The sequence below is a fragment of the Paenibacillus sp. JJ-100 genome (assembly GCF_948329825.1).
In the GTDB taxonomy this organism is placed as follows: Bacteria; Bacillota; Bacilli; order Paenibacillales; family Paenibacillaceae; genus Paenibacillus.
The window spans coordinates 546,872-559,373 of the sequence record NZ_CAOJCM010000001.1 but is presented as its reverse complement, the minus strand read 5'-3'; the positions used below and the strand labels follow the sequence as shown (position 1 = coordinate 559,373).

The following is a 12,502-nucleotide window of genomic DNA, read 5'->3' as shown; positions in this document are numbered from 1 at the left end:
GTTTAATGGTATCTATATGTAGTAACAAATCAAAAGCCACTCTGTCGCCTATCCAGGCAACAAAGTGGCTTTTGATTTTCACGTATAATTGTAATCAGGCTCTATATCCAGCGGATCACTGCAATGATTGCCAGATGTACGGGATAGAAGTAACGCCATATCCACCGCGGTCCTTTCAAACGAAATCCAGCCTGATAATACTGTGCAATAACAATCCCCGTCGTTGCTAGCGCACTATACATCTGTAACGAGCTATAGTAAACCAACATATAAAGTACATTTAATATGACATGTGCCATAACTAGCCCCATACCTTTGAAATAACGGAACAACAGCACCAAAAGCAAGCCATACATGCCATAGTCCATGTGTGTCCATTCCATTACTATCCCTGCCCCGATAACGATCGGAATACCCAGCAGTTTGGAAGGAAGCTTATCCAGAACCAGCAGAACAAGCAATGCCGACCACAAGGTCCAGACCACATTTAGTGAGATATGATTAAACGCGGCCATAAATGGCACCTGTGACATCACCGCGATCCAGAACAGCCGCCATATGTATTTTTGTACATTTCTTGTATGTTGGTAGCCAATGTATACGGCAAAAGCGTAGATCGGAAACGCAATGCGCCCGATAATTCTCAGTTCCATCATATAAGGAAAAAAAACCGCGCCTATATGATCAATCAGCATCGTGAGCATCGCAATCCACTGCATCATGCCGGCAGCCCCTCCTTTCCTCATGTTTAGCTTTTGATTCAATTCATACGTTAAGCTATACGTTACATTCATAATACATGAAGCTCAGATCCTGTGTATATCCTTCTGATGTATACAATGCTTGTGCTCGCTCATTGCTTAAGGCCGTTGAAAGTGTAATACGAACAATTTGATGCTCCTTTGCCTGCTTCATGACAGCCTGCATCAGCTTTCGTCCAATCCCTTGTTGACGATAGTATGAATCCACATATAAGTCATTGATGATCCAGATTGGTCCCATGGATACTGAACTGAAGCTTGGATAAATCTGCACTAGACCTACAGCCGTGATCGCTGATTCATGCTCCTTTTCATCCATGACCGTAGCTGCTGCTAACGATTCTCGTCTTTGTTCCTTCCATTCGGCAATAAAAATTAGGGACTCATTATTACGAATCCTTTCCTGTATGAAGCAAGTACACGCCTCCAGGTCTGAATGCTGGCCATAGAACATGCGGTATTCATTAAAAAGCCTTGATACTTCAGAAAGATCACTTAAACTTGCTTGTCTAATTACAATTTTCATTCTTCTTAGTCCCTCCCGCGCCATTCCATGGTTAGAGATATCTGATCTATGTTCATTGTATAAGACAATGTACCCTTACCCCATTCAATAAACGGAACAAAGTTTGCAGAAATCCATGTATGTTCCACACATACCAACGTAAAAAAACGACGAAAGCCTCGTCAGCTACGTCGCTCTAGCTATGTACTATTTGGGCTCCGAATGTACCCGCACATGAGCAGGTTTGGATTCAGGGAAAATGACTCCTTTTTTTAAAATCAGGTTGGCATATTGTGCCCGTTCTCCTGTTGCAATGATGACATACGCCTTACCCGCACGATTATAAAAATTAAAGCGTTCTTCGTATTCCAGAGCATCGCTTATGTCTTCATACTCTTCGATCAACCTTCGGTAATCCTCCCAGATGATCGGAATGACCGGATCTCCCTTGACTACCTGCATTACGGTAGCTGGCCGGTCCACATAAGTATCCAGCGGAAATAGCTCTAATATCGCTTCTAGTAACTGCACCGTGCCCACTCCATCACATCGTACTAATCGCTGTGCATGGCTGGCAGCCGGGAAGTTGGCATCACAGAGTACAAGTTCATCACCATGACCCATTTCGGCCATTAGCTTGAGGAGCTCTGGTGGAAGCATGGCAGGAATATTTTTAAGCATTGTAAACACTCCTTATATATTAGATTTATGATTCCGAAGGATTTTCCATCCTTATTCTAACAGGTTTGTATACAGTTTGCATCGTCCAGCACTGATCTTCGTCGTTGATCTCCTTTGACAAAAATACTTGTTTCACATATAATTGTCATAACAAGTATTTAAATTTTAGAGGTCATTTCTATGGAGAGCGAGGTTCACTAGTTCATGGATTATTCCCTAGAGCAATCTGTCGGATTCATGCTCGGACTTACTCACCGAAAAATGGCTGCCTTGCTGGCAGCACAGTTTAAACCCTACGATATCACCACAGAACAATTTTCTGTGCTGTTTAATGTCGTCCGTTCGGAGGGTGTGAATCAGAAAGAAATGGCGGCCCGTGTTTTTAAAGACCAGCCTACAACAGCTCGGATCATTGATTTATTGGAAAAGAAAGGCTGGGTAGAACGCCGGACAAGCGAACAAGACCGTAGAGCATATCTGTTATTTCCTACAAAAGAAGGGAAAGCTTTAATTGACGTGCTTGTTCCAATCGAAAGAGAAATGAATAAAAAACTTGCTGAAGGTATACCCGAAGACCAGATGGAAGCATTTAAACATACTCTTTCCCTCATGAGTCACAACCTGTAACTATTACAACAAGGGGGAATGTCTCCAATGAAAAATCAATCTGCACCTGTCCGATTATGGACAGCCGATTTTATTTTACTGATGTTATGTAACTTCCTATTGTTTTTGCAACTGCACATGATTATTTCACCGCTACCTTCCTATGTGCAAGATCGATTCCATGCGAACGCATTTCAAGTCAGTCTGTTCACCTTTTTATTTGCTCTAAGTGCCGTTGCAGCCAGACTTTTCTCTGCGAGAGCGCTGGAGAAGGGTTTGCGTAATGCAATGATTTATATGGGACTGTCCGTAGCCCTGCTCGCCACGCTTGGCTATTATTTTGCTGCGGGAATTGCTGTACTGTTATTACTCCGTATGTTGTTCGGCGTTGGATTCGGGATGAGCAGTACCGCATTTCCAACGATGGCTTCTGACATTGTGCCCGTAAAACGCATGGGCGAAGGCATGGGATACTTTGGATTATCTACGAGTCTTGCGATGTCCATGGGACCGATTATTGGAGTAACCCTGCTGCAAGAAGCTGGATTTGTTACCTTAATGCTATGTACCGCCGGAGTGATTGCCGTAATCTATCCCCTCAGTTACAGCTTGACGCGTAAAAAAGCAGTTCGCACACAGCCGACTGCCACCAATCAGTCTATCCAAGCGGGGTCGGTCGCAACTGTTGCGAGTAATCAATCTCGTCCTACAGAGAAATTGCCATTTAATCGTAAACTAATTCTACCAAGTGTACTGAACGGATTGCTTTCAATAACGTACGGTGGAGTGGTTGGATTTATCGTTTTGTATGGAAAAGAAGCTAACTTGGCAAACCCTGCGCTGTTTTTCCTGTTTAATGCACTTGCGGTTCTATTAGTCAGACCGTTCGCCGGCCGACTATATGACAACAAAGGACCCAAAGCATTATTAATTCCCGGAGCGATCTGTGTCGCAATTGGACTTATTACGCTCTCATGGGCAACTACGATGCCAATGCTGTTTATCGCTGCGTTTATATATGGAATTGGTTACGGGTCGATGCAATCCACATTGCAGACATGGATGATACAAGTTGTTTCTCCAGCTCAGCGTGGTATGGCTAATGGCATGTTCTTGAATACACTTGATCTGGGTATTGCAATAGGGGCGTTGCTGCTAGGCGCCATTGCTTCTATAACAAGCTATACGGAAATGTATCGTTACTCCGTCCTGTTCATCGTAGTCTTTCTGGTCATCTACTTGATTCAAGGAAAACGAAGCGGCAGTTTCCATATCGAAACGTATTCTCTGTTATCTCATACTCATATTGCTGCAACAGAGAACGATGAGTCGAAGAACTCTGTTTCCTTGGAATCAGAATCCGAAAAGAGAACATAACTTTGACTTTTACAGAACGCTAACCTGCTTCCTATTGTAGCACCGCTTGTGTAATGAACACTCAGTATCACGCTCATCATGCGTCAATGAACAAAAACGCGTTTACCACCTAACAAGCAGCTGTAATCTGCTTTTGGGTCGTAAACGCGTTTTCATTTGATAAAATTAGAGTACTCATCCGTAATGCCAGTCAATATGGACTTTTTTTCCGAGGTAAGGGAACACGACGTCTAAACATCGGGCCTGTTTCATGATCTTCTTTTTGCTTGGTATGAAGAGATTCTTGACGATCCTGATCCTGCTTCGAACCACTTCCAGAGGACGACTTGCCGCCCTTCTCCGGCTTAACAGCAAGTAAAGTAAGCAAACCTCCAACGGCTCCAGAAGCAGCCAGAATACCGAAAAGCAAAAAATGGTGAGAACCAATCAGCAAAGACACAACAGGAGGACCAAGCGAAACCCCAATAAACCGCATACTGCTGAACAGGGCTGTAATTGTCCCTCTCTGCTTTTTGTCCACACCTTCTGTAATCAGTGTATCCAGACATGGTAACGCAGCTCCGATACCAGCACTTCCCAACGTGAACAGCCCCACTACAACGTAAATATTATCAAATACACCTATGATCCCTAACGAAACAGTCACCAGAGCAAGTCCAGCAAAACCAAGCCATTTCATTCTGGACTTATCTTTACCAATCCATTTCCCTGCAACAAATGAGGCAAGACATAACGCAGCCAGAGGGATGGCAAGTACAAGTCCTTTGACCACCCCTTTAAGTGCAAACTCACTCTCGAGTGTTTCAGAAAGATAATAAAGTACACCAAAAATAAGGAACATGCAAATGCCACCGATTGCAAACAAGGCATATAACCATCGTCCTTTTTCCTTTAGAACATCACGAATGGAGGCAACAAATTCAGAGAATGTCGGCGGTTTTTCTTTCTTTTTAGGCGTTTTGACCAGAAAAATTACCAAAATCAATGAAATGAGACAAAGCACCGGAATAGCCAAAAAAGGAGAATACCATAACCAGACAGCAAGCGCTGCACCAAGAATGGGACTAAGCACTTTGCCAAACGTGTTTGAGGTCTCAATAATTCCCAGACTCTTACTCACTTCATCTTCATTCTTAAACATGTCTCCCACAAGCGGAATCACGATCGGGAATGCGCCAGCTGCGCCAATACCTTGCAAAAATCTCCCTGAAAGGATAGTCCAGTACGCGATATTACCGTTCATCATCCATGCAGCAACTCCTGCAACGGCCCCACCGACAGCTGCGATAATAAGGCTGGGAATAATCACGACTTTCCTGCCGAATCGATCCGATAAATATCCAGCCAGCGGAATTAACAGAATAGCCACTACAGCGTACACCGTAATCAACATACTGATCTTAAATGAAGATACCTTCAATTCCCGTTCAATCTGTGGCAGAATCGGTATAAGCATGGAATTCCCCAAAGTCATAATCACAGGTATAGAGGCAAGTGCGACGAGGTCCCACTTTTTATCAGACATACCCTAACCACCTTCGCAGATTTTACACACATTAGCGTTATTGTCTGTTGATCTGAGGTTGATTATTCAGCATATGTCAAAATGGATATCCCGTATCCTTCCTTGTTCTGTCTTATACGGATAAACAAACAGACGGCGCATCATTGCACCGTCTGTTTGTTTATTTATATATTGTAACCTGTTACAGCTCTATTGTAAGCTTGCTTACCCCTGTTGCCGCGGTTATAACTGCGCCTTGGGCACCGGAATCTTGTGTTCCTCCATCTACGGAGGACACCGAATCTATACCTCGAAGTACGATAGTCCAAGGTTTACCCGCACCTTCAGCACGAACTTCCAGCTTCGATCCACTGCGTGTTACTTCCACTTGCAACTCAACTTCTGCACCTTGGTTGACAACAACTGCTTGTGTCGTCTCGCCATCCGCAAGTTCGAACAAATGGAGAGATACGTTATCCGCAAAATCATAATCTGGCTTGTGATCTACGGCACCTACCGCGATCAAACTATTCGGTTTGATCATCATTGGCAACGTTCTGAAGTCATGATTTTCACTAATCCAGCGTCCGCCTTCAACCTTGGCTCCTGTAAGGTAATTGGTCCATGTCCCTTCAGGTAGGTAATAACGAACGTCGCCTTCCTTGTTGAAGATTGGCGCAACCAGAATGGAATCTCCGAACATATATTGCAGGTCAAGTGTGGCACAAGTTGGATCATCCGGGTACTCCAGCACCATTGCACGCATCATAGGTAAGCCCTGTACAGAGGACTCCACCGCAGAATTGAACAGGTACGGCATCAGGCTGAGTTTCAACTTCGTAAAATCACGAACGACATCAACGGCTTCTTCATCAAATAACCAAGGTACACGATACGACACGTTACCGTGGAGACGACTATGTGAAGAGAGTAAGCCGAACTGTACCCAACGTTTGTATACGTCTGGCTCGGCTGTCGCTTCGAACCCACTGATGTCATGACTCCAGAAGCCAAACCCAGAAAGACCGAGGGACAATCCGCCTCGTAGTGATTCTGCCATGGAGGAATAAGTGGATGAACAATCTCCTCCCCAGTGTACCGGGAATTGCTGACCACCTACGGTTGCAGAACGTGCAAACAAAGCTGCTTCATTTTTACCGAGGTTCTCTTCCAGCACATCAAAAACCGCTTTGTTATACAAGAAGGTGTAATAATTGTGCATTTTCACTGGATCGGAACCGTCATAGTACACTACGTCAGTCGGAATTCTTTCGCCAAAGTCAGTCTTGAAGCAATCCACGCCTTGGTCAATCAAGGCTTTGAGCTTGCCTTTATACCATGCAGTCGCTTCTGGATTGGTGAAATCCACAAGACCCATGCCAGCCTGCCATTTATCCCATTGCCATACACTGCCATCCGTTGTTTTGACGAGGTACCCTTTTTCCATTCCTTCATCAAACAATATCGATTTCTCCGCAATATACGGGTTAATCCAGGCACAGATTTTGAGTCCTTTGTCTTTCAAACGTTTCAGCATACCTTCCGGGTCAGGGAACATGTCCTTATCCCATTCGAAATCACACCATTGATACTCCTTCATCCAGAAGCAATCAAAGTGGAACACAGAAAGTGGCAGGTCTCGCTCAGCCATACCATCGACAAAGTGATTCACCGTCGCTTCATCATAATCGGTTGTGAACGAAGTCGTCAGCCATAAACCAAATGTCCATGCTGGTGGCAATGCAGGTTTTCCTGTCAGCTTCGTATAGTTATCCAATACCTCTTTGGGATTAGCACCGCCGATAATGAAGTATTCCAGCGTTTCGCCCTGCACACTGAACTGCACTCTGGATACATTTTCAGAAGCGATCTCGTAGGATACTTTCTCTGGATGATTGACGAATACACCATACCCTTTGTTCGACAGATAAAAAGGAATGTTTTTGTAGGCCTGCTCACTGCTTGTACCGCCATCTTCATTCCAGATATCCACGATCTGACCGTTTTTTACAAACGGGGTGAAGCGTTCACCCAGACCATAGACATACTCTCCCACACCCAGCTCCAGCTGTTCCCGGAAGAAGCTGCCTTCTGTCGCTGACTCAATATAAGCCGGGCCTCTCCAGCCGCTTCCTGTCAGACGTTTATCATTATAGTGGAATCCAATATCCCACCCTTTTATTTTGTTCACGCTTACACGGAGATTACCGCTCTTGAGCTCCGCACCGTTCTCATCTTGATGAATCTGCACATCGGTATTGAATGTATTCAGTGCAAATTCAGGGCCAGGATTGACTTTGCCCTTGTGGTGGTTCAACTGCACACGAATGACATCAGGCATCGGAGAGCTGTATGTTGCCTTGAGCAACGCTCCGTTCAGTGTATCGCCTTTGTGCTCAATGCGTTTCGTTGCTGCATATACAGTAAAGGAATCACCCTTTTGTACAATATCTCGAATATCCGCCGGATTTTGAACATGATATCCATCACGGATCTGCCAGTAGCCATCGGTAAATTTCATCTTGGATTACCTCCTTCGGTTATACTATAATGATATTGATATATTTAACGATTTTCTTCTTATATTTTGATTAAAAATATCAGTATTTTGATTATACGGGGGATATTTTGTTCTTTTTCGGGAGTGTATTGCAAACGATTACATCCATTCGCATATGTTAGAGGAGGTTCCATCATGGAACGTGAACGTTTACGGGAAGATCGCATTCACGGCAATCCGATGTATCCGGTCAGTGTATATCCTGACATTCAACAATTAAACGGGGATAGCATTCTGGACTGCCACTGGCATGATGAGATGGAATTCACAATGGTGACTCAAGGTTCTGCTGTATTTCAGATCGATATGAACAGAGTTGAAGTACAAGCAGGAGAAGCTGTTTTTATCCATCGAGGTGAGATTCATGCAGGGTATCTAAGGAGCGAAGAACCATGTATATTTTCCTCGATTGTGTTTCATTCAGATCTGCTCGGGAGTCATACCTTTGATGCGGTTCAGGAGAAGTTTATTGGACCGATCGTACGAAAAAACGTAATACTCCCCTCTCATATCACAGCAGATGAAGCCTGGGGCAGAGAGGTACTGGAATATCTGCAACGCATTTTTGCTAATCACGCAGCCAAGACAGATACCTGTGAAATGTCAACGAAAGCTTATCTTTATCTCATATTTGCCTCCATGTTTGAAGAGCGAAAAATGCCGTCGCTTAAGGGCACAGTAAATAGCGGAAGCCCTGACAAGATGGAACGGTTAAAATCAGTACTTGGCTATATTCACAGACGTTACCCTGAACCGCTCAAGTTAAAAGATCTCGCCGATCAAGCCAATATGAGCGAAGGACATTTCTGTCGTTTTTTTAAACAGCTGGTGCAGAAGAGCCCTGTAGATTATATCAATTATTATCGTGTCCAGCAGGCTTGTATTCAGTTAGAGAATACGGACCGCAAGATCGTGGATATCGCCATGGATGTTGGTTTTGAACATCTGAGTTATTTTATTACGACTTTCAAGAAACATCGGCATACTACCCCGTCCCATTATCGCAAAATGTTCTCCAAAAATATCTCAGTGGAGCCCGCCACGCTTACACCAACACCCTCGCTCTAACATGAGAAAACATAAAAAGGTGCAAGCAGTTCACTACACTGCTTGCACCTTCATGGGATAGATCTCTGTTTCTAAATTATGATTTCATCTTCATCATACTACCTTAATGTTTTCCAAGATGAATACTCATGGATAGAGAAACCATTAAACGAATCGTGAACACTCGCCATTTTCTCCAACAGTTTCAGCTGTGCCTCCATGTAAGCATCTCCCTCTTCATAAAACGTAATGAACTCTCCCTCTTTACTTTGCTTCGTCTCCACCGCAATCGATATCTTCTTGCCCACGGAAGCCGCATCGATAAGTTCATCCTTCGCCACATTATAGATAGCGGTAGCCGTATCCCGATACGCCATAATGGTAATCGAATCGAATTTGCGTATCATCCAGCTGCTGACCGGCGTCGTAGTACCAGGAATTTTATAATTATCCAGCCAAAATGGCAGATCCGCTGCTACTGGCATCTTCATACGAGCAGCACGCTCCACGATATAATCGACATTCCCTTGCCATTGTGTGATGACGCTTGCCTGGTTCGTTTTCCACAGCGGATGTACATGCGGCTCAATGTCTAGATGAATGCCTGCAAATTTTTCATTAGCAAATGACTGTTTCTGATAATCTTCAATCCAGTCCATAAAAGAGGCAATCTGTTCCCGACTCTCTGTCAGTCCCCAAGCTGCACGCCCGTCCATAATATCCACGGCGATATTTTGAGCCCGTGCCAAGCGGATGAAATTTTGGTATTCAGGAATTTTGACGTCCCGGTTCATCTGAAGGTATATCGTATTGACGTTGTTCGCCGCTGCAAACTTTAACACATCCTGTGCATTGCTCTGAATCTGCGTTGTATCCCAAACCCATGTGGCCCGAACAGGATGATCTAACGTTCCATGAATGGTTGCGTAACTCTCCACCGGTTCTGTAGAACCTACAGCTGCTGCTCTAGAAGAACAAGCTGTGTTCAAACAAAGAATGATACAGCTCATCAACAACATAAAACGCAATCCGTTACTAGTTTTCACAATTGTACACTCCCTTGAAGTTATAGCTGCTCTCACGTATAAATCCGAGAAAATAGATGTCGTTATTCTTCATTTTTTGCATTCAAGAATAAAATTACGATGATTAAACTTCTTCAATATGCAACACCAGCTTCTAGACTCACGACGAAAGAATCATATAACTATATTTCGGGAATTCACAGTTCTGAATACATAGTTCAAAAGTCACAAATATCGTTATTTCACGGATAATTCACATCTAAACCAATGACTTCGGTCTATATTCCGTTTCTGAATATAGATTCCACAGACCTAATCAATTACATCTTCTTGGATAACAAAAAAACCGCCCGAAGGCGGTTCTCATTCCTTTATTCTCATATCTGCTCTCATATCTACTTTCGTTTCATCCTACTTCTCCGAAGCCCCGACTTGATCTGTATGTGGTTCGTCAAATAAAGAAACCAGTTCAATCCCTTCCGCAGAGATCCGAACGAGTCCAATATCAGACAACCGAAGTTCAGGAATAACCACCAGTGCCAACAGGGAAAGCGTCATGAAAGCATTATTCAACATGCACCCTGCCGATTGTAATGCTTCACTTACTGCTGCGGATTGCTCCGCGACGACTTCAAACGATTCCACCGACATCAGTCCCGCAATACGAAGCGGAAATTCTGTTACTCCCGAATTCGTCACAACAGCCACACCGCCTTGCATACGGATGACACGATTAGCAGCATCGGCCATAAGCGCATCATCGTTACCGATGATTAGCAGATTATGACTGTCATGCGCTACCGTCATCGCAATAGCAGCCGGTGATGTGAATCCGATGCCACCAACAAGTGCCACTGCACGATTTCCAGTTTGTTTGTGGCGTTCCAACACGGCAATTTTACATATATCATCTGCGGTAGACAGAACAACCTTGCCATTCTGCACATTCACTTGCACATGCTTTTCTTTTGTTTCCACATGATTCTCTGTCACTTGAATGATACGTGCGCCTATTGCACCTTCATGAATTGGCGCAGCAAGTTCCATATCCTGTGGCTGGATATTCGCCTCCAGTTTCACCGTATTGAGAACTTCCTCAGGATATGTGAAGTTCTCCCAGACGGCTGTCATTTTCCCATTCTCGGCTACGACTTGCCCCGCGGCAATGGTCATCCCTATACGCACATCAGCAAGGCGCCCGTCTAACAGAATAATATCGGCAAAATTCCCTGGAATAACCGCTCCGATATCACGCGCTACGCCAAACCGTTCCGCCGTATTGATGGTAGCCATCTGGAATGCGGTGACTGGCTTCACTCCTTGGGATATGGCCAATCGAACGACAAAGTCCATATGCCCCTCTTTTTGCAACGATTCGGAGCTCCGATCATCTGTCACCAGCATCATTCGACGTGTATCGAGCCCCAGCTCTGTACATGCTTTGATCGTCTCGGCTACATCATGCCATGCAGAACCTTGACGCATCTTCGCATACATACCCAGCCGCAAACGCTCGACCACATCTTCTTTCGTAACACACTCATGATCGCCCGTAACACCGCTGGCCGCATACGCAGGTAAGCGCCAGTCATCGGATGCCCAGGTAAAATGTCCATCGACCACTTTACCTGCTCGAAGCGTCTCTTGGATCTCCCCAATCATCGTTTCATCTCCGTACACCACTCCAGGAAAATTCATCACTTCCCCAAGGCCGATCATATCCGGCCCCCAGGAGAGAGCCTCTGCAACCTCTTTTGGACCAATGTAGGCTCCTGTTGTCTCCAATCCCGGATGAGTAGAAGGCACACAGGAAGCCACTTGGAGATACGCCGCCATAGGCGTGGTGCGTGCTTCGTCTAACATAAGGCGCAGTCCTTGCAGCCCGAGCACGTTAGAAATTTCATGGGGGTCAAAAAAACCTCCCGTCGTTCCTGAAGGCAATACAGCTCTGGCGAATTCGGACACTTTCATCTGCGTGCTCTCGATATGACAGTGACCATCCAGCAAGCCTGGTGCAATATATTTACCTTTCGCTTCAATAATTCGGGTATGTTCTCCAATGGTGTGACTTACATCTTTTCCGACATATGCAATTCTTGTCCCTTGTATAGCTACAGACATGTCCGGCAGGATTTCGCCTGATATCACATTGACCAGTGTACCTCCACGAATGACTAGCGTAGCCTTCATATCCCCCCGGGCTGTAGCGACGAGATCCGGTACGCAATCAGCCAGTATTGGCCGTTCAAAAGCTATTGTGTTCAAATTCCTGCCTCCTTCATGATTCAGCACCAAAAAAAATATATTGTTTCGATTATATGAGTCTACGCTTCAAGTGTAAAGAAAAATCACATTCATCCGGTTTAGATACAACAAAACGAACCAGATCTATCATAGTACTTACATAAAACGGTTCACCAGGCGATATGGATTATC

10 protein-coding genes are annotated in these 12,502 nt (G+C 44.6%); 3 read left to right on the top strand and 7 right to left on the bottom strand.

Annotation, left to right across the window (positions count from 1 at the left end; all coding sequences use genetic code 11):
* Nucleotides 1–101: 101 nt before the first annotated feature.
* The 3 genes from PQG66_RS02835 to PQG66_RS02825 all read right to left on the bottom strand — a co-directional run bounded on the left by PQG66_RS02835 (nucleotide 102) and on the right by PQG66_RS02825 (nucleotide 1,947).
* On the bottom strand, nucleotides 102–722 hold the full coding sequence (locus PQG66_RS02835; protein ID WP_272034866.1) for a TraX family protein: 621 nt from the start codon (nucleotides 720–722) through the stop codon (nucleotides 102–104).
* Nucleotides 723–777: 55 nt separating this feature from the next.
* Entirely contained in the window at nucleotides 778–1,287 is a 510-nt protein-coding gene (locus PQG66_RS02830) for a GNAT family N-acetyltransferase (protein ID WP_272034864.1), read from the bottom strand.
* A gap of 186 nt (nucleotides 1,288–1,473) precedes the next feature.
* Nucleotides 1,474–1,947: an RbsD/FucU family protein gene (locus PQG66_RS02825; protein WP_272034862.1), complete on the bottom strand. Its 474-nt coding sequence runs from the start codon at nucleotides 1,945–1,947 to the stop codon at nucleotides 1,474–1,476.
* 204 nt (nucleotides 1,948–2,151) lie between these two features.
* On the opposite strand from PQG66_RS02825, the gene PQG66_RS02820 reads away from it, so the two are divergent.
* Nucleotides 2,152–2,574, top strand: coding sequence for a MarR family winged helix-turn-helix transcriptional regulator (locus PQG66_RS02820; protein ID WP_272034860.1), 423 nt, complete (start codon nucleotides 2,152–2,154; stop codon nucleotides 2,572–2,574).
* A 27-nt stretch (nucleotides 2,575–2,601) separates the two neighbouring features.
* Nucleotides 2,602–3,930 carry an MFS transporter gene (locus PQG66_RS02815; protein WP_272034859.1) on the top strand — a complete coding sequence of 443 codons (1,329 nt, stop codon included), beginning with the start codon at nucleotides 2,602–2,604 and terminating at the stop codon, nucleotides 3,928–3,930.
* Between the two features lie 190 nt (nucleotides 3,931–4,120).
* Here PQG66_RS02815 and PQG66_RS02810 read toward each other — a convergent pair whose 3' ends face one another.
* Both PQG66_RS02810 and yicI read right to left on the bottom strand, forming a co-directional pair.
* The gene (locus tag PQG66_RS02810; RefSeq protein WP_272034857.1) at nucleotides 4,121–5,455 is read right to left on the bottom strand and encodes an MFS transporter; all 1,335 of its coding nucleotides are present in this window, start codon (nucleotides 5,453–5,455) and stop codon (nucleotides 4,121–4,123) included.
* A 181-nt stretch (nucleotides 5,456–5,636) separates the two neighbouring features.
* Nucleotides 5,637–7,955 (bottom strand): alpha-xylosidase, encoded by a 2,319-nt coding sequence (gene yicI / locus PQG66_RS02805; RefSeq protein WP_272034855.1) that lies wholly within the window; start codon nucleotides 7,953–7,955, stop codon nucleotides 5,637–5,639.
* A gap of 174 nt (nucleotides 7,956–8,129) precedes the next feature.
* On the opposite strand from yicI, the gene PQG66_RS02800 reads away from it, so the two are divergent.
* Nucleotides 8,130–9,062 carry an AraC family transcriptional regulator gene (locus PQG66_RS02800; protein WP_272034853.1) on the top strand — a complete coding sequence of 311 codons (933 nt, stop codon included), beginning with the start codon at nucleotides 8,130–8,132 and terminating at the stop codon, nucleotides 9,060–9,062.
* A 98-nt stretch (nucleotides 9,063–9,160) separates the two neighbouring features.
* On the opposite strand, the gene PQG66_RS02795 is transcribed toward PQG66_RS02800, so the two are convergent.
* Together PQG66_RS02795 and ade are read right to left on the bottom strand one after the other, a co-directional pair.
* Complete coding sequence (locus tag PQG66_RS02795; protein WP_272034851.1) at nucleotides 9,161–10,087, bottom strand: hypothetical protein; 927 nt, start codon at nucleotides 10,085–10,087, stop codon at nucleotides 9,161–9,163.
* 390 nt (nucleotides 10,088–10,477) lie between these two features.
* The gene (ade, locus tag PQG66_RS02790) at nucleotides 10,478–12,331 is read right to left on the bottom strand and encodes an adenine deaminase (RefSeq protein ID WP_272034849.1); all 1,854 of its coding nucleotides are present in this window, start codon (nucleotides 12,329–12,331) and stop codon (nucleotides 10,478–10,480) included.
* Nucleotides 12,332–12,502 lie beyond the last annotated feature (171 nt).